The organism is Sphingobacterium endophyticum, assembly GCF_009733535.1.
Lineage (GTDB): Bacteria > Bacteroidota > Bacteroidia > Sphingobacteriales > Sphingobacteriaceae > Sphingobacterium > Sphingobacterium endophyticum.
Window position 1 is genome coordinate 95,965 of record NZ_SMMI01000007.1, and the last position, 18,843, is coordinate 114,807.

Genomic DNA, 18,843 nt, shown 5'->3' on the forward strand with positions numbered 1-18,843 from the left:
TTTTATTTTCAAATTATAATATAGCTTTTAAATGTGTCCATACATTGTTAGCTAATATTACTTGGCCTTCTTTTGTGGGATGGACGCCGTCACCTTGGTTCAGATTTTGAATTCCAGCTACTTTATCCAGTAAGAAAGGTACTAAGGTCATATTTTGTTCTTTAGCTAATTTTGGAAATATAGCAGCAAAGTCCTTAAAATATTGATCACCCATACTAGGTGGTACCATCATTCCCGTTAATACCAATTTACAATCTGGATATGCCGCCTTTACCTTATTGACAATTTCATTTAGATTTTGATAAGTCGATTCTGTAGAGATTCCCCTTAATCCATCATTAGCGCCTAATTCTAAAACAAAAACATCTATCGTATCTTTAAGGAGCCATTCGATTCTGTCTTTTCCACCTGCTGAAGTTTCACCGCTCAAACCTGCATTTATGCAGGTATAGTTCAAATTAAGACTATCAATCTTTTGCTGGATTAGGGCTGGGAAAGCCTGAGATTGATCCTCCAATCCTAAACCAGCAGTCAGGCTGTTTCCAAAGAATAATATACGTTTTACGCTTTCAGTGGCAGCAGATGTTTTGGGTAAGGTATCTTTTATTTGCTCGGAATTTTGAGTTGAATTGGAATTATTGCAAGATGCAAGTAAAAAAACTGCTAATACTGCAATAATTAGAGATTTCATGTGATTCATATGGCTAATTTAATTAAAAATAATCTATATTTTTATTAGATATGTCATCTACTATGATCCTACAAGTACAACACGTCTTCAAGAATTATCAAATTGGAGAGAATAAAATTCCTGTATTAAATGATATTAATTTCGAAATAGAATCTGGTTCGACGGTATCGATTGTTGGACCATCAGGTAGTGGCAAGACCACTCTATTAGGATTATGCGCCGGACTTGACCAAAGTTCTGAAGGTGATATTATTTTAAATGGTATAAAGCTTACAGGTTTAAGTGAAGATAAGTTAGCCCAAGTTCGTAATGAGCATGTTGGATTTGTCTTTCAGAATTTTCAATTGCTGCCTACATTGACAGCATTGGAAAATGTTTTGGTTCCTATGGAACTAAGGGGGATGAAGAACAGGCAAAAGGATGCTCTAGACCTATTGGAAAAGGTCGGTTTGGCTGGGCGCGCTGATCACTATCCTTCTCAATTATCAGGAGGGGAGCAACAGCGTGTTTCTCTGGCGAGGGCATTTGCCAATAAACCCAAGATATTATTTGCTGATGAACCTACAGGAAATCTGGATGCAGAAACGAGCTTGATTATTGAGGACATGTTATTTCAGCTCAATAAAGAGTCGGGCACTACCTTGGTTATTGTGACCCATGATTTAGATTTGGCGGCAAAGACCCAAAAAATCATTCCGATTAAAGGAGGGAAAATTCAATGAACTGGAAATGGATTTTCTTAATGGCCTGGCGGGATAGCCGCAAGAATAGGTCACGGTTATTTCTCTTTATCTCTTCCATCATATTAGGGATTGCAGCCTTAGTTGCAATGAATTCCTTCAATATGAATTTAAAGAAGGATATTGATGCACAAGCTGCGGAACTTATTGGTGCCGATTTTGAGTTGGAAAGCCGTAGGCAACCATCTGAAGAGGCAATGAAGTTTATTGATTCTATCAAAGGATTAAGTGAGGATTTTGCGAAGGAGGAGCGGTTTATGTCTATGATTCGCTTTCCTAAAGCAGATGGTTCGAGACTGGTGCAAGTTCGAGCCTTAGAAGGAAACTATCCATTTTATGGGGAAGTTGAGACTAGTCCTAAAAATAGCTTCCAGCAATTTGCGAAAGAAAAGGGGGTTTATTTAGAGAACTCATTGCTGCTGCAATTCAATGCTGCAATTCAAGATTCGGTACAATTAGGCAATAATACCTATGCTATTTTAGGGAATGTCCTTTCACAACCAGGACAAGCAGCTATCTCTGGAACAATGGCGCCTTCTGTATTTGTGCCAATTGAGCAATTAGAAAATTCGGGTTTGCAGACCACAGGCAGCAGAATTGAATATCATTATTATTTTAAATTGCCTAAGAGCTTTCAGGTAGATAAGAAGGTTAAGGAGTTGGAAAATCGGATTACGGAATTGCAGCTTCGGTCCTCGACCATTGAAACTACAAAAGAGAATACTGGCCGTTCTTTCGAGGACATGGCAAGTTTTATGGAACTTGTGGGATTTGTTGCCTTGTTGTTGGGATGTATAGGGGTATCAAGTGCTGTACAGATTTATGTGCGGGAGAAAATGATTTCCGTTGCGGTGTTAAGATGTTTAGGGACATCTGCGAAACAGGCGTTTTATATCTTTTTGGTTCAATTTGCTGGTATCGGTCTTCTTGGAGGTATCATTGGTGCCGTTTTGGGTTCATTAATACAATACCTCATCCCTCTCGTAATGCAGGATGTACTTCCCGTCAGTTTAAGTACCGGAGTTTCTTGGTTAGCTATACTGGAAGGTATCGGATTGGGTGTAATCATTGCTGTTTTATTCGCTCTATTGCCCTTGCTGGCCGTACGCAATATCTCGCCATTGAACTCCATTCGGGTATCAGACAAGGAAGAAAGTCTATTTAAGGATCGAGCAAGCTGGTGGATTTACCTCTTGATAATAGGCTTTATTACAGGCTTTGCCAGACTTCAGATGGATAATTGGATTCAAACATTGGTGTTTGTAGCAGGTGTTGGAATTACCTTTCTATTATTATATGGAGTTGCTAAGGGATTTACTTACCTAGTCAGGAAATATTTTCCAAAGAAATGGCCTTATTTGTGGAGGCAGGGTCTTTCGAACCTATATAGACCAAATAATCAGACGGTGATCCTAATGATTTCCATTGGTTTGGGTACCGCATTGATTGCTACAATGTTCTTGGTTCAGGATTTATTAATTAATAGGGTTAAATTATCATCAGAACAAAGTCAGGCGAATATGCTGATGTTTGATATTCAACCTTCGCAAGGAGAAGGGATAAGAAATCTAGCGAAAGCTGAAGGATATCCCATATTAGAATCTGTACCCATCGTCACCATGCAGTTGCAGAGTGTCAACGGAACGACTTTGAAAGATGTCGTGTCGGATACGAGCAACGAGGTATCATCGCGTGCCTTCCGAGGGGAAATTCGTGCAACTTATCGGGATTCATTGACTTCCTCGGAAAGTCTGACCTCCGGAAAATGGGTTGGAAAAGTAGGTAAGAATGATACAGCATCTGTTTCATTGGATAAAGGTTATGCTGAAAATATTAAAGTTAAGGTTGGGGATAAATTGGAGTTCAATGTACAAGGCTTGATTGTTCCTGCAAAGGTTAGCAGTATTAGGCAAGTGGATTGGAACCGATTTCAGTCTAATTTTCGGGTAGTATTTGCTTCCGGGACCATCGATCAGGCACCTCAATTCTATTTGATGATGACGAAAGTTCCGACAGAGGTTGAATCAAGTAAGTTTCAACAGAAAATTGTTAATAGCTTTCCCAACGTATCCGTTATTGATATGAATGCGGTATTGAAGGTGTTACAGGAGATCTTGGATAAGATTGGATTTATCATACAATTCATGGGAGCATTCAGTATATTAACAGGAATTATTGTCCTAATCTCATCCGTTAGAATCAGTAAGTTTCAGCGAATTCGAGAAAATGTTCTGCTTAGGACCTTGGGAGCAAGTCGAAGACAAATTTATTTGATTACAATCAGCGAGTATTTATTCCTAGGATTGCTTTCTGCCTTAACAGGGATTATCATTTCATTAATTGCAAGTTATCTCTTAGCCATTTTTGTATTTGAAAGTGTATTTGTTCCATCAATTGGAATGATATTATTGCTCATGTTTCTAATCGTTGGTCTTACCATTACCATTGGATTAATTAATAGCTTGGCTGTTATTAATCGATCACCTTTGGAAGCTTTGCGAAAAGAATAATTTTTTTAAAATAAATTTGTAACAATTTCTTAAGTTTATCTACTAATTAGTTAAACTAAGATTATGAAAAAACTACTAACTATGCTATTTGTACTTGTGGGTGTAATAGCCACAAAAGCCCAGGTTACTGGAGATTGGAAAGGAGAACTAGAGGTTCAAGGGATGAAGATGGAGATGATATTCCACATCAGTGATAAAGACGGTAATTTAACGGCTACATTAGACATCCCTGTTCAGGGGGCCTCTGGATTGCCAATGTCATCCGTAAAATTTGAAAACAATATTCTAAACTTAGCCATGGACCAAGCCGGCCTTGCATATGAAGGGGAATTGAAGGGGGAGAAAATCGAAGGTAAGTTCAAACAAGCTGGAAAGGAATTTCCATTGATTTTGGCTAAAACAAAGATCACTAAACCTGGAGATCCAACATTGGTATCTTCGGAGTCTGACTTAGCCAAATTAATTGAATTGGGAAATGGTAACTACCAATATAAGGTTGAGGATTATTTTGCCAAGCCTAAGTCTTCTGGATTTGCGCTTTCTCCAAACGGTAAGTACATCTCTTATAGGGAGAAGGATGAAAAAAACAAACGCCACGTCATGGTTAAGGAGGTTGCTACTGGTAAAGTAGTACGTGCCATTGAGGAAAAGGATGAATTGATTCGTGGCATGGGCTGGGTAAATGATGATCGTTTGGTGTATATCATGGATCAGGGCGGAAATGAAAATTATCATCTATATGCTGTAAATATTGATGGAAGCAATAATATTGATTTGACTCCCTTTGATGATGTTCAAGCAGGCATATTAAATATGTTAAAAGAGCAGAAAGATTATATTATTATTCAATTAAATAAGGATAATAAACAAGTCTTTGAGCCTTACAAGGTTAATGTTCAGACCGGCACGATGGAAAAGCTATTTACGAATATAGATCCTGAAAATGCTATTGTCGACTATGATTTTGATAAAGATGGAAATCTGAGAGGTTATTCAAAAATGTTTAATGGCATTAATACACAGTATTATTATAAACCACAAGGCAAAACAGAATTTGAACTTTTCGGTACAGCAAATTGGTATGATACGTTTTCCATATTATCATTTAATTACGCTTCAAAAAATCCTGATGAAGCCTATATTTTAACAAATCTGGATTCAGATAAAGCACGTATTGTGTTGTATGATTTGGGAACGAAAAAACTAATCAAGGAAATTTATTCTAACCCAGATTACGATGCGACTATTTTGGGTATTTCAAGAAAGCGTAATTGGGAAATTGATTATGTTGGCTACGAAGGGGAGAAAGTAGAAATTGAACCAAAAAGTGCAACATTCAAGGAAATCTATAACCTTTTCAAGAAAGAATTTCCTAATTATGAATATTCAATTGTTGGAAAGACCGATAATGAAGACCAATATCTAGTGATGGTTCAAAGCGATAAATTGTATGGAAGATATTATCACTTAGATGCGAAGACTAAAAAAGTGACATTTTTATATGATTTGATGCCACAGTTGAAGGAGTCGGATATGGCAGAAATGCGACCGATTACCTTTAAGTCACGAGATGGTTTGACATTACACGGATACATCACTTTACCAAAAGCAGCTTTGGAAGGTAAAAAGGTGCCTTTGATCGTAAATCCACATGGAGGACCTCAGGGCGTTCGTGACAGTTGGGGATTTAATCCAGAGACTCAATTATTTGCTGCCCATGGTTTTGCAACCTTGCAGGTAAATTTCAGAGTTTCTGGTGGATATGGTAAAGAGTTTTTGAAGTCTGGATTTAAGCAGATCGGTAGGAAAGCGATGGATGATGTTGAGGATGGAATTCAATATGTCATCGAACAAGGATGGGCTGACAAAGATAATGTAGCCATTTATGGTGGTTCTCATGGAGGTTATGCCGTATTAAGAGGCTTGACAAAGACTCCAGATCTATATAAAGCAGGGGTCGATTACGTAGGAGTTTCGAATATTTTCACACTTTTAAATTCTATTCCTGAATATTGGAAACCATATCGCGAGATGCTTTACCAGATTTGGTATGATCCAAACAATGAAGAAGAGGCGGCAATTGCTAAAGAAGCTTCGCCACTATTTCATGTAGATAAAATTAAAGCTCCTTTATTTGTTGTTCAAGGGGCGAACGATCCAAGAGTTAAAATTGCAGAAGCAGATCAGATTGTGAAGGCCTTACGTGAAAAAGGTGTTGATGTACCTTACATGGTTAAATACGATGAAGGACATGGATTTGCGAAGGAAGAAAATCAGATAGAATTTTATAAGGCTATGATGGGCTTTTTCCACAAACATTTAAATTAATCTGTTGTTATATCTTTGTAGAGCTCCTAATTTAGGAGCTTTACTTTTTATACCCCATTATGAAAATTCTAAGTTCAGCTCAATTAAAATCGGTCGATCAAGAAACTATTCGAATAGAAGGCATTAGTTCTTGGGAATTAATGGAGCGTGCATCCAGTATTGTTACAGCTTCTATATTGGAAGATTATATAGATTCGATCAAAGAGCTTCCGATAGTTGTGGTTTGTGGTAAGGGAAATAATGGTGGTGATGGATTGGCTATAGCGAGACAGTTACAGGAATCAGGATATGATGTTGAGGTGAGGTTGTTGAAATCGGAAAGTTATTCGGATGACAATCTTTTAAACCAGGAGAAATTGGAGGAAATAACCTTCTTCGGTCTTGATGATGATTTGGATTTACCAACAGAGGGGTTTTTGGTTGATTGCTTATTTGGCTATGGATTATCTGCTCCATTGGGATCGGAATGGCAGGCGGTGATTTCGCAAATTAATGCTTTCCACGGTAAGGTTCTTTCAGTAGATATGCCTTCAGGTTTATTATTGGACGGGGTAGGGTTGGAAAGTGATCCTATTGTTAAAGCTTGGAAAGTGTACACTTTTCAAGTTCCAAAATTGTCTTTATTGTTGCCTGATAACTCAAGGTATGTAAATGAATTCAGCATTTTAGATATTGGCCTGGATCTACGGGCGATGGCTGATCAAAATTCTCAATATAACTTTATTGATTCTGAGCTTTTAGAGGTTTTAATTCGTCATCGGTCAAGGTTTTCGCATAAAGGAACCTATGGGAATGTTGCTTTGATAGGGGGAAGTTTAGGGAAAATTGGCGCAGTGCTGTTGGCTTCAAGAGCTGCTCTTCGAACAGGATGTGGATTGGTTACGGCCTATATTCCTAAATGTGGGTATCAGATATTGCAGATTGGATTAGCAGAAGCTATGGTGACTCTCGATTCTGCTGAGGAGCATTTAATGGATTTTAATATTGAACCTATCTATTCTTCCTATGCTGTTGGAATTGGAATGGGAAAATCTGAGGAAACCATTCGTGGTTTTGGATTATGGTTGCAAGGTTTAAATGAGGAAAGTAAAGTTGTTTTGGATGCTGATGCACTCAATATCCTTTCTGAAAATGAAAACATGCTAAAATTCCTTCCAAAAAATAGTGTTCTGACACCACATCCCAAGGAGTTGAAGCGACTGATTGGAGAATGGGAAAATGATCTTGATAAGCTTGAGAAATCAAAAACCTTTGCAAGGGAAAACAATATCGTTATGGTTATTAAGGGAGCAAATACAGCCATTGTAAATCCCACGGGAGATATATATTTTAATTCGACGGGAAATCCCGGTATGGCTACAGGCGGGACGGGCGATGTTTTGACGGGAATTATTGGAAGTTTATTAGCTCAAGGCTATGAATCTTTGGATGCTGCGGTATTTGGAGTATATGTACATGGTTTAGCTGGAGATTTTGCTAAAGGTTGGGTAGGGGAAGCAAGCTTAATCGCTACTGATGTCATCGAATATATTCCTTCGGCATTGATGGAACTGTCCCAAGAACATTAAAATGGGATTTTATCCTGACAAAGATCAATTTGGGTCTGCCAAATATTCCTTAACTTTATCATATGCAAATTAACATCAAGAATATGGTATGTCCTCGCTGCGTCATGGCAGTTGAGCAGATTTTAGACCGTATGTCTATCCCGTATCATGAGGTTAGTATAGGTACTGTGCATATTAAAAGGTCATTGACCGATGATGAGATCTCGAATTTTGATAAGGAATTGAGTCAGATTGGCTTTGAAATTTTAAAGGAGCGCAAGCAAAAATTAGTTGAGGAAATTAAAATTGCTTTATTGGAGATTGTGAATTCTGATTCAGAAAATGCATGGAAAACATCAAGCTTTCTTTCTGAAAGGTTCAATTTGGAATATTCTTATTTGAGCAACCTTTTCTCCGAACAGCAGGGTGAAAGTATTGAAAAATATCTTATCAAATTAAAGGTTGAAAAGGTAAAGGAATTGTTAGGCTATGATGCAACATTGGCAGAGATTGCTTCACAGATGCAATACAGCAGTATTGCGCATTTAAGCAGTCAGTTTAAAAAAACGACAGGTATCAGCCCATCGGAGTATAGAAAGCAATTGATATAAGAGGAAATTCTCCAAACAAAAAAGCTCGTCAGAAATGACGAGCTTTTTTGTATTGTTGGGATCAACCCTTATTTAAGGTTGTCACGGTAAACTGTAGCTTTTTTAACTTCAGTTTGGATATCTTTACGAGAAGCATCATAAGTTAATACTTTCTCATAGTCAGCGATTGCTTTGTTGTATGCGTCAGTAGCAGTTGTTTTGTTGTAGTTAGCTGCTCCTTTAGTTCCTGTTAAAATACCTAAATCACGGTAAGCAATAGCGCGGTTTTGGTATAATTTTGCGTCTGTTGCATTTACTGCGATTGCTTTAGTATAGTCGCCAGCTGCAGATTTCAATAATGCCTCACGCTCTTGGTTTGACAATTTTAAATCTTTGTTGACTGCCATATTGTTATTAGCTTTCGCTTTATAATAATATGCAGAAACATTTTTAGCATCTAAAGTAATAACCTTATTAAAGTTAGCAACTGCTTTTTTGTAATCTCCATTTTGGAATTGAGCATATCCTAACAAATACACTACTTCAGGCTCAGAACCAGCATTAGGCAATGCTTTTTCGAATTGAGTTGCAGCAGTTTTAAAATCACCATCCAAAAGTGCTTTTTCACCAGCGCGTACATTTGGATCACTGTGTTGTTCTTTTTGTTGTGCTTGTGCACCCATAGTAGCTAGTGCTAAAGCAACTGTAGCTAACCCAATCTTAATCGTCTTCATCTGTGTATTCAAGTTATTTAATTTCATGTCTGAATTTTTATGTTGTTTTCCAGTTATTTACAATACTCCTTCTAATAGAGTAAAAATCTGTTAAATAGTTTAACCTAGCAATCAATAGTTATAAACATTTCCACATTTTACTATTTGCTTCAGTCGGAATCAGTTTTCTATACACAAAGGTGACAGAGAATGGTCTGATTACTGACGATTTAACAGCTATCAAACAATAATAGCATAAAATGTACCAAATATTGGACTTGGCACTCCGCTTGTACTATATGCATACATTTAATTTAAAACAAATATATGTCGATGGTCTGACAAGATGTCGGCAACACGGATTCAAAACATATGAGCAAATTTGATTCATTCAACTTTAATCAAACATTACCTATCATAAACGAAGAAACTGAATTCTTTCCATTATTAACTCAGCAAGATGAGGACGAAATGAGGAATGCAGAAATTCCAGAGCAATTGCCGATTCTACCATTGAGAAATACGGTTCTTTTTCCTGGTGTAGTAATTCCTATTACCGTTGGTAGAGATAAATCAATCAAGTTGGTTAAGGATGCCTATAAAGGGGACAAGACCATTGCTGTGGTTTCACAAAAAGATATGACTGTTGAGGACCCTACCTTTGAGCAACTGCACAAAGTAGGTACTGTAGCACATATCATCAAGATTCTTCAAATGCCTGATGGTAATACTACCGTTATTATCCAAGGTAAAACCAGAGTTAAACTTACTGAATTGGTTCAGACTGAACCTTATATCATATCGCGAGTAGAGAAATTCCCTGAAGATAAGCCCAAGGTTAATAGCAAAGAATTTAAAGCCTTGATTTCTTCTGTAAAGGAATTGGCACTGCAGATTATTCAATTATCTCCAAATCTTCCTAGCGAAGCAGGTATTGCTATCAAAAATATTGAAAGCCCAACCTTCTTAGTGAATTTTATTTCTTCCAATTTATCCTTGGAACTTGAGCAGAAACAGGATTTATTGGAGATTAAGGATTTTGTAAAACGTGCTAAATTATTATTGGAGCACCTAACAACTGAGATTCAGATGTTAGAATTGAAAAACCAGATTCAGAATAAGGTACGTGTTGATTTAGATAAGCAACAACGAGATTATTTCTTAAGCCAACAGCTTAAAACTATTCAGGAAGAACTTGGTGGCAATACGCCAGATCTTGAGCTTGAAGAGTTAAAGAAACGCGCCAAGTCCAAGAAATGGAATGATGAAGTCAATAAACATTTCAACAAAGAGTTAGAAAAGCTTGCTCGCATAAATCCTGCTGCAGCAGATTACTCTGTTCAATTGAACTACTTGGAGTTAATGCTTGATCTTCCTTGGGGTGAATATACCAAAGACAATTTTGACTTGTTAAGAGCTGAAAAGATCTTGAACAAAGATCATTATGGACTAGAAAAGGTTAAGCAACGTATAGTAGAGTATTTAGCTGTTTTAAAGTTAAAGAACGACATGAAGGCACCGATTCTTTGTTTGGTTGGTCCTCCGGGGGTTGGTAAAACATCCCTAGGGAAATCTATAGCAAGAGCTTTGGGTAGGAAATATACGAGAATGGCATTAGGCGGGATACGTGATGAGGCAGAGATTAGAGGTCACCGTAAAACATATATCGGTGCTATGCCTGGTCGTATTATTCAGTCCTTGAAAAAAGCAGGTGCTTCCAACCCTGTTTTTGTGCTAGATGAAATCGATAAGATTGGTTCTGATTTTAAAGGTGATCCATCATCAGCCTTATTGGAGGTTTTGGATCCTGAACAAAATACACACTTTTATGATCATTATGTAGAAATGGAATATGACTTGTCAAAAGTGATGTTTATTGCTACAGCCAATTCCTTGAGCGGTGTTCAACCCGCTTTATTGGATAGGATGGAAATCATTGAAGTGAATGGTTATACGATTGAAGAGAAAATTGAAATCGCAAAGAAACACTTGCTTCCTAAGCAAAGGGAAATGCATGGTGTTCAAGCGAAGGATATCTCCTTGAAACCAAAGATGATTGAAAAGATCATTGAAGAATATACGAGAGAATCAGGTGTCCGTGGTTTGGAGAAGAAAATTGGATCTATCGTCCGTGGTATTGCTACCCGCATTGTCATGGAGAAACCCTATGACCATAGTCTTTCAGCTGAGGATGTTGAAGAAATTTTGGGGCCTCCGATTTTTGACAAGGATCTTTATGAGAATAATGATATCGCAGGTGTGGTAACAGGCCTTGCTTGGACATCCGTGGGTGGTGATATTTTATTCATTGAATCAAGTTTAAGTCCGGGCAAAGGAAAATTAAGTCTGACAGGAAATTTGGGTGATGTAATGAAAGAGTCTGCTGCGATCGCAATGGCTTATCTTCGTTCACATTCTGATGAATTTGGTATTGATTTTAAAGTCTTTGATCAATGGGATGTCAATATCCACGTTCCTGCAGGAGCTACACCAAAAGATGGTCCTTCGGCTGGTATTACCATGCTAACTGCTTTAGCTTCCTTGTTCACACAACATAAGGTTAAGCCAAAGTTGGCAATGACCGGTGAGATTACTTTGAGAGGAAAGGTATTGCCAGTTGGTGGTATAAAAGAGAAAATCTTAGCTGCCAAGCGAGCAAATATTAAAGACATTATCCTAAGCAAATCAAATCAGAAAGATATTCTGGAAATTAAAGAAGATTATATCAAGGATTTGAATTTCCACTATGTCACTGAAATGCGTGAGGTTGTGAAATTAGCATTGTTGGATGAGAAAGTGAAAAATGCAAAAGTTCTTTCTAGGGAAGGCTACTAATTCTGTTAGTTGAAATAAAAATTATAAGCACAGTTGAATAAGCTGTGCTTTTTTTATGGTCATTTTATTTCAATGATTGATGGAATATTTCTATTCTTCTAGGAGAAGCTGTATTTTTGCGGCAATGGATCCCAACAGTAAAGCAACACAGCTTATCAAACGGATTATTACTTCACCGTTATTGATTTATACCATTCGATGCCTTATTGGCTTTGTTATAGGATATTTAATGTATCGAAGATTTAAGGAGTTTGAAATATTCTGGGCTCTACTCTCCATAATTTTAGTAATCTCCCCAGAGGAGAAAGATTCCAAGCGACTTTCCATAGAACGTTTCAAATCGAATTTTGTAGGCTCTGTTGTTGCCATGGCCTGCGTTTGGTTATTGCCAAAAAACGTTTATTCTATTATGATAGGTATTGTGGTTACTATCGTATTATGTTGGGGATTTAAGATCATGAATATGGCAAGAGTGGCTATTGTAGCTTTGTTAATCATCATGATTGAACCTCATCATACCCAAATCAGCTATACACCAATTTATAGAGCACTTTCAACGGGATTGGGCTGTATTATTGGATTGACCATCGTAATTGTAACTTCTGGAATAATTCATTTCTTACGCGAGAAGTATAAAATCTTTACTGAGCCTTCCTAGAAGCTAGTTTTATTAAAGGACAAAGGCTTCCAATTAAATCCTTATTTTTGTAGCAATGATCGAACTATATACTGATGGAGCATCAAGTGGAAACCCTGGTCCAGGTGGCTATGGCACCATTTTACGAGCGATATACCAAGGAGCAAATCCAGAATTTCAAGGAAAATTAATAGAAAAGGAGTTTTCGGGAGGTTTCCGTAAAACCACGAATAATAGAATGGAATTATTAGCTGTAATTATAGGATTAGAAGCTCTTAAGAACCTGAATCAGCAGGTAACTATTTTTTCAGATTCAAAGTATGTAATCGATGCAATCGATAAAAAATGGGTATATGGATGGATAAAGAAAGGTTTTCAAGGTAAGAAGAATAAAGACCTTTGGATGCGATTAATGAATGCTTATAAGCTGCATCAAGTCAAGCTGGTTTGGGTAAAAGGCCATGCTGGACATCCATTGAATGAAAGATGCGATCAACTGGCAGTAAATGCCTCAAAAGATAAAGCGAATTGGAAAATAGATTCTGTTTTCGAAGCAGAAATGCAAAAAGGCTTAGATATTTAAATCTAAGCCTTTTTGCTGAAATTATATTCATTAAATTAATCCTGCACGTTTCAAAAGGGGATCAACCGAAGGTTCATGACCACGGAATTGCGTGTACAATTTCATTGGATGTTCAGTGCCACCTTTTGAAAGGATGTTCTCTCTAAATTTATTGGCTACCTCCCGGTTGAAAATTCCTTCCTGCTTGAAATAATCAAATGCATCGGCATCTAATACCTCAGCCCATTTGTAGGAATAATAACCCGAAGAATATCCTCCATCAAATATATGCGAAAAGGAAGTTGACATTACATTCTCCTTAACATCTGGATATATTGCGGTCGTTTTAAACTGTTCAGTTTCGAAATCCTTTACACTAGTGATATTGCTAGGGTCTTGACCATGCCAACCCATATCCAACAATCCAAAGCTCAATTGCCTTACGGTAGCTAATCCTTCGAGAAAGGATGCGCTTTCTTTGATCTTCGTAATGTATTCCATAGGAATGGTTTCTCCAGTTTCGTAATGCTTAGCAAAAAGCTTCAATGCCTCTTCTTCATAGCACCAGTTTTCCATAATCTGACTTGGCAATTCTACAAAATCCCAATAGACTGAGGTACCTGAAAGCGTAGGGTAGGTGGTATCAGCCAACATGCCATGCAAAGCATGACCAAATTCATGAAATAAAGTTGTTACCTCATTAAATGTTAGTAAAGAGGGCTTAGTTGCTGTCGGTCTTGTGAAATTGCACACAATGGATACGTGCGGTCTTTCATTATGACCGTCTTTAAAATATTGAGATTTATAAGAAGTCATCCATGCTCCATTTCTTTTACCTTTGCGCGGGAAGAAATCTGCGTAGAATATCGATATCAATTGTCCTTCTTCATCACTGACCACATAGGTTTGAACTTCTGGGTGATATTTGTCGATGTTTTGAACTTCTTTAAAGGTCAGTCCATATAATTTATGTGCAATATCGAAAACGCCGTTCAATACATTTTCTAATTTGAAATAAGGTCTTAGTTTCTCATCATCCAGATTAAAACGTTCTTGTTTTAACTTTTCTGAATAGTAGCTTCCATCCCATTTCTCTAGTTTCTCTATCCCATCTAATTTTTTAGCATAGGCTGAAAGTTCTTCGAACTCACGGTCTGCTGCTGGTTTTCCTTTAGCCAATAAATCATTCAAGAAAGTTTTTACAGATAAAGGATTCTGTGCCATTCTTTCTTCTAATTTAAAATGAGCATGCGAATCATAGCCCAATAATTTAGCACGATCGTATCTTAACTTAGCAATTTTGAGAATTATTTCTTCGTTATTGTTTTCGTTTTTTTGGAAGGCTTTTTTACCTGCGGCAATTGCTAGTTCCTTCCTTAATTCTCTATTGCTGGCATAGGTCATGAAGGGGATATAGCTAGGGTAATCCAGGGTAAAAATCCAACCTTCTTTCCCTTCTTCCTTGGCTAGTTCATGCGCCGCTTCAACGACATTTTCAGGTAATCCATCAAGATTTTCTTTTTTAACAACATGTAATTTATAGGCATTGGTTTCGGCAAGTACATGTTCAGCAAAATTCAGCTTAAGGACCGACATTTCCTGGTCTATTTCTCGTAATTGCTTTTTCTTGTCTTCAGTAAGCAATGCTCCATTACGAACAAAATCTTTATAGTTTTTAGTCAATAGCATATCCTGTTCTGGAGTAAGGTTTAATGATTCCTTTTGGTCATAAACCTCCTTAATCCTCAAAAATAGTTCATAATTCAAGGTAATGTCCGAGCTTAATTCAGCTAACATTGGCGCAATTTGAACAGCCATTTTCTCTATTTCATCATTTGTTTCTGCTGAATGTAGATTAAAGAAAATATTGGAGATTCTATCTAATTGCATTCCTGAAAAGGAGAGGGCTTCAATTGTATTTGTGAAGGATGCTGGTTCTGGGTTATCGACAATTGCCTCAATTTCTCTTTTCGTCTCAGCAATTGCCTCCTGAATTGCAGGAACGTAGTCTTCGTTTTTGATTTTAGAAAATGGGGCTGTATTATAATTCGTTTCGAATTCTTTTGTTAGAATATTCATAGTTAGATAAAGTTACAATATTAAATCTACTGCAATTTAATACCTGTTGCGCTTTTATCAAGTTTTTACCGAAACTTTACGTATCATTATGATGTTATAACAATAAAAACAAATTATTATGAAGAACCCAAGGTTATCTATCTGTGCTGCATCCCTTCTAATTTTAAGTGTTAGTTCCTGCAATAACAGCAATCAAGATTCTGGAAATAACACACAATTAGATTCTACAAAAGATTCAAAAACTATTTCAAATAAAGAGTGGACAACCTCCGAAATGGCAGGAACATATAGTTTTGAAAAAGGAGGCGATACAATTAAACTAGATTTAAAAAATCAAAACGACTCGCTTATTGGAGACTTAAGTTATAGTTTCAAGGAAAAAGATAAAAATCAAGGATCCTTTCGTGGAGTATTGAAAGACTCGCTTATTGTTGGGAATTATACCTTCATGTCCGAGGGGGTTATTTCAGTTCGTGAAACTGTATTTGGCATAGTTCCAGAAGGATTAATTGAAGGGTTTGGAGACGTTGAAGAAAAGAATTCTCAGTTTGTATTCAAGAATATTGACAGCTTAAGATTTGACCATGGAATGGTTTTAAAAAGAAAATAACGTGTTATTGGTCAAGTATATAGTGTGTTTTGATATTTTTTGGTCATTTGATTAAAATATTTGTTTAATTAAATTTTAAGTTTTTATATTTGAACAAATTATTAGAATTATCGAATGGCTAAAAAGAAAGAGACGAAGGAAATTGATACTTCAACCGAGGATAAGATTAAAGAAGCAGCACGTGTAGTTTTTCATAAGAAAGGCTATGCGGCGACTCGTACTCGTGATATAGCGGAAGAAGCCGGTATTAATCTTTCTTTGTTGAATTACTATTTTAGAAGTAAAGAAAAGTTATTTGAAATCATCATGTTGGAAACTATGGGAGTTTTTGTCAACAGCATGATCGGCGTTTTGAATGATGAAAAAACTACTTTAATTGAAAAGGTAGAAATTATTTCTCACCGTTACATTGATACAATCAAAGAACAGCCAGAAATTCCCGGATTTATAGCAGGAGAAATCAGGAATAATGTAGGTAATGTTCTTGAGAAGATTCCCGTGAGTCAAATCATCAATAATTCTTTTTTAGTAAAACAGTATAAGGCTGAAGTTGAGAGTGGCAGGATTAAAAATGTAAGCCACATTCAATTTATAATGAATGTATTGGGATTAATCTTGTTTCCATTTATTTCTCAACCTTTAATTATGGGTGGAGCTGATATTAAGAATAATGAATTTAATGACATGTTGGAACAACGTAAAAAGTTGATTCCCATATGGATAGAGGCTATGCTAAAAGCATAGTCTATTTTTTGCCTATAAATTGGTCAATTGTTTAAATCAATATGTTAAAATGTATGATTAATGTTCACGTTATTAAGAAATTGGTATTGGTAGTAATTCTGATGGGTTTAAGTGTTGTTTCAGTATTAGCTCAAAACGACAGTACAAAGATAGACTTGGAGGAATGTTATAGACTAGCAAAGTCTAATTATCCATTAATAAAACAACATGAACTGCTCGAAAAAACGAAAGTTTTTTCCTTGGATAACGCTCAGAAATCTATTATGCCACAGGTAAGTATTGCAGGGCAGGCAACCCATCAATCAGATGTTACCGCAGTTCCTATTTCATTGCCAAATATGGAAATTCCTACCATCAGCAAAAACCAATATAAAGTCTATGCTGAAATATCGCAATCACTTACGGGGCTGATCACCTTAAAAGACCAGCAAGCCAATGTGGAAGCCAATACAGCCGTTGAAGTTCAAAGAATTGAGGTAGAAATGTATAAGCTTAGGGAAAGGATAAATAGTCTGTTTTTCGGAGTTCTATTATTGGATAAACAAATGGAACAGATTGAGATTTCTAAAACAGATCTGCAAAGTGGGATTGATAAGATGGAAACAGCCATAGCAAATGGTGTTGCATTGAGAAGTTCAGCCAGTAACTTAAAAGCAGAGCTATTGAAAGCTGATCAAAGACTGTTGGAGTTGAAGTATAATAAGAAATCATTCTTGGATGTTTTATCACTTATGATCGGGAAACAACTATCTGCTGAAACAAGGTTAGAAACACCAAAACAGATTGGATATTCAGAAGAAATAAATCGACCGGAACAATCTCTCTTTGCATTGCAAAGGAAGTCATTGGATGTACAGAACAAATTAATTGATGCCAAGACCTTTCCGCAATTGAGTGTTTTTGTACAAGGTGGTGTTGGCCAGCCAGCCCTAAATATGCTGAGTACCGAAAGTCAGGGGTTTTATATTGCTGGATTGAGATTAGCTTGGAACCTCAATAATTTTTATACGCAAAAGAATGATAAGAGCATTGTTCGGAATAATCAGAAAATACTGGAGGTTCAGGAAGAGACCTTCGTTTTCAATACAAAGATGAATGTGAACCAACAGCAAACTGAGGTTTCGAAAATTGAGGAGTTGCTGAAAACTGATCAGGATATTATCGATTTGAGAGAGCAGGTGAAGAATTCGACACTAAATCAATTGAACTATGGAACAGCAACAAGCAATGATTATTTAATTGCAGTAAATGTTGTAGAACAAGCTAAACAGAATTTAGCGATGCATGAGGTTCAATTGCTGATGGCGCAATATAATTTACAAACGACTGCCGGAACTGAAGGTAAATAAAATACGAATTATGAAAAATATACAAATCATATTGGGAGTAGGATTATTATTCTTTATTTCATGTAAGAATGATAAAAATTCATTTGACGCTTCAGGTAGCTTTGAAGCCATTGAAACGATTATTTCTGCAGAGTCTAACGGTACCATAAAGGAATTTAATCTTGACGAAGGAGATGTGTTGAGTGCGGGGGAGCGGATTGGATATATCGATACGGTACAGACCTATTTAAAGAAACGTCAGTTAGAAGCTCAGGTTGGTGCAGGTTTAAGCCGCAAACCAAATATCCCAGTTCAATTGTCTGCATTAAAAGAGCAGATTAATCATCTCGAAAAAGAAAAACTAAGGACTCAAAACCTGATTGCTGGAGATGCTGCTACACCGAAACAATTGGACGATATCGAAGCACAGATAAAATTATTGCAGAGGCAGCTTGAAGCACAACAATCTTCATTGTCGATTTCTAACCAGAGTATCGGGAAGGAGGTTGTTCCTTTAGAAGTTCAGATTTATCAATTAGACGACCAACTTCAAAAATCCAAAATAATTAATCCTATTCAAGGAACGGTTTTAACCAAGTATGCTGAAGCCAATGAGGCAGCAACAATTGGAAAGCCGCTTTACAAAATTGCTGATTTGTCCAACATGATTTTACGTTGTTATATCACAGGTTCTCAACTTCCAAATGTTAAGCTTAATCAGAAGGTAAACGTATTGACGGATGACGGTAATGGTGGTTATATAACAACAGAAGGCATAATTACCTGGATAAATGATAAAGCTGAATTTACTCCAAAAACAATTCAAACCAAGGATGAAAGGGCTAATCAAGTTTATGCCATTAAAGTAAAAGTCAAGAATGACGGTCGCTATAAAATAGGGATGTACGGTGAAATAAAATTCATTTAAT

The 18,843-nt window shown here is 36.7% G+C and carries 15 protein-coding genes; 12 read left to right on the top strand and 3 right to left on the bottom strand.

All coding sequences use genetic code 11. The annotated features are described in order from the left end of the window. Positions 1 to 13: 13 nt before the first annotated feature. Positions 14 to 691 (bottom strand): arylesterase, encoded by a 678-nt coding sequence (locus E0Y80_RS10790; protein ID WP_231596019.1) that lies wholly within the window; start codon positions 689 to 691, stop codon positions 14 to 16. 50 nt (positions 692 to 741) lie between these two features. Between E0Y80_RS10790 and E0Y80_RS10795 the strand changes: the two genes are divergently transcribed. From E0Y80_RS10795 to E0Y80_RS10815, 5 genes are all read left to right on the top strand, one after another. Next, the gene (locus E0Y80_RS10795; protein WP_197091560.1) at positions 742 to 1,413 is read left to right on the top strand and encodes an ABC transporter ATP-binding protein; all 672 of its coding nucleotides are present in this window, start codon (positions 742 to 744) and stop codon (positions 1,411 to 1,413) included. Next, positions 1,410 to 3,941 carry an ABC transporter permease gene (locus tag E0Y80_RS10800; protein WP_156307677.1) on the top strand — a complete coding sequence of 844 codons (2,532 nt, stop codon included), beginning with the start codon at positions 1,410 to 1,412 and terminating at the stop codon, positions 3,939 to 3,941. Before E0Y80_RS10795 ends, E0Y80_RS10800 begins: the two co-directional genes overlap by 4 nt. 63 nt (positions 3,942 to 4,004) lie before the next feature. Then, complete coding sequence (locus tag E0Y80_RS10805; RefSeq protein WP_156307678.1) at positions 4,005 to 6,269, top strand: alpha/beta hydrolase family protein; 2,265 nt, start codon at positions 4,005 to 4,007, stop codon at positions 6,267 to 6,269. 59 nt (positions 6,270 to 6,328) lie between these two features. Further along, positions 6,329 to 7,837 (top strand): NAD(P)H-hydrate dehydratase, encoded by a 1,509-nt coding sequence (locus tag E0Y80_RS10810; RefSeq protein WP_156307679.1) that lies wholly within the window; start codon positions 6,329 to 6,331, stop codon positions 7,835 to 7,837. Between the two features lie 62 nt (positions 7,838 to 7,899). Beyond that, positions 7,900 to 8,427: a helix-turn-helix domain-containing protein gene (locus E0Y80_RS10815; protein WP_156307680.1), complete on the top strand. Its 528-nt coding sequence runs from the start codon at positions 7,900 to 7,902 to the stop codon at positions 8,425 to 8,427. A gap of 68 nt (positions 8,428 to 8,495) precedes the next feature. Here the strand turns inward: E0Y80_RS10815 and E0Y80_RS10820 are convergent, their stop codons facing one another. Further along, positions 8,496 to 9,167: a tetratricopeptide repeat protein gene (locus E0Y80_RS10820; RefSeq protein ID WP_156307681.1), complete on the bottom strand. Its 672-nt coding sequence runs from the start codon at positions 9,165 to 9,167 to the stop codon at positions 8,496 to 8,498. A gap of 324 nt (positions 9,168 to 9,491) precedes the next feature. Between E0Y80_RS10820 and lon the strand changes: the two genes are divergently transcribed. The 3 genes from lon (at position 9,492) to rnhA (ending at position 13,174) form a co-directional block, all read left to right on the top strand. Then, positions 9,492 to 11,954 carry an endopeptidase La gene (gene lon, locus E0Y80_RS10825; protein WP_156307682.1) on the top strand — a complete coding sequence of 821 codons (2,463 nt, stop codon included), beginning with the start codon at positions 9,492 to 9,494 and terminating at the stop codon, positions 11,952 to 11,954. Positions 11,955 to 12,033: 79 nt separating this feature from the next. After that, entirely contained in the window at positions 12,034 to 12,612 is a 579-nt protein-coding gene (locus E0Y80_RS10830; RefSeq protein WP_197091561.1) for an FUSC family protein, read from the top strand. A gap of 55 nt (positions 12,613 to 12,667) precedes the next feature. Then, entirely contained in the window at positions 12,668 to 13,174 is a 507-nt protein-coding gene (rnhA, locus tag E0Y80_RS10835) for a ribonuclease HI (protein ID WP_156307683.1), read from the top strand. A 30-nt stretch (positions 13,175 to 13,204) separates the two neighbouring features. On the opposite strand, the gene E0Y80_RS10840 is transcribed toward rnhA, so the two are convergent. Then, positions 13,205 to 15,232: a M3 family metallopeptidase gene (locus tag E0Y80_RS10840; protein ID WP_156307684.1), complete on the bottom strand. Its 2,028-nt coding sequence runs from the start codon at positions 15,230 to 15,232 to the stop codon at positions 13,205 to 13,207. A gap of 118 nt (positions 15,233 to 15,350) precedes the next feature. Here E0Y80_RS10840 and E0Y80_RS10845 point away from each other — a divergent pair, with 118 nt between their 5' ends. The 4 genes from E0Y80_RS10845 to E0Y80_RS10860 all read left to right on the top strand — a co-directional run bounded on the left by E0Y80_RS10845 (position 15,351) and on the right by E0Y80_RS10860 (position 18,842). After that, the gene (locus tag E0Y80_RS10845) at positions 15,351 to 15,842 is read left to right on the top strand and encodes a hypothetical protein (RefSeq protein ID WP_156307685.1); all 492 of its coding nucleotides are present in this window, start codon (positions 15,351 to 15,353) and stop codon (positions 15,840 to 15,842) included. 114 nt (positions 15,843 to 15,956) lie between these two features. Further along, positions 15,957 to 16,586, top strand: coding sequence for a TetR/AcrR family transcriptional regulator (locus tag E0Y80_RS10850; RefSeq protein WP_156307686.1), 630 nt, complete (start codon positions 15,957 to 15,959; stop codon positions 16,584 to 16,586). 53 nt (positions 16,587 to 16,639) lie between these two features. Next, on the top strand, positions 16,640 to 17,935 hold the full coding sequence (locus E0Y80_RS10855; RefSeq protein ID WP_156307687.1) for a TolC family protein: 1,296 nt from the start codon (positions 16,640 to 16,642) through the stop codon (positions 17,933 to 17,935). A gap of 10 nt (positions 17,936 to 17,945) precedes the next feature. Beyond that, positions 17,946 to 18,842 carry an HlyD family secretion protein gene (locus tag E0Y80_RS10860; protein ID WP_156307688.1) on the top strand — a complete coding sequence of 299 codons (897 nt, stop codon included), beginning with the start codon at positions 17,946 to 17,948 and terminating at the stop codon, positions 18,840 to 18,842. Position 18,843: the final 1 nt, after the last annotated feature.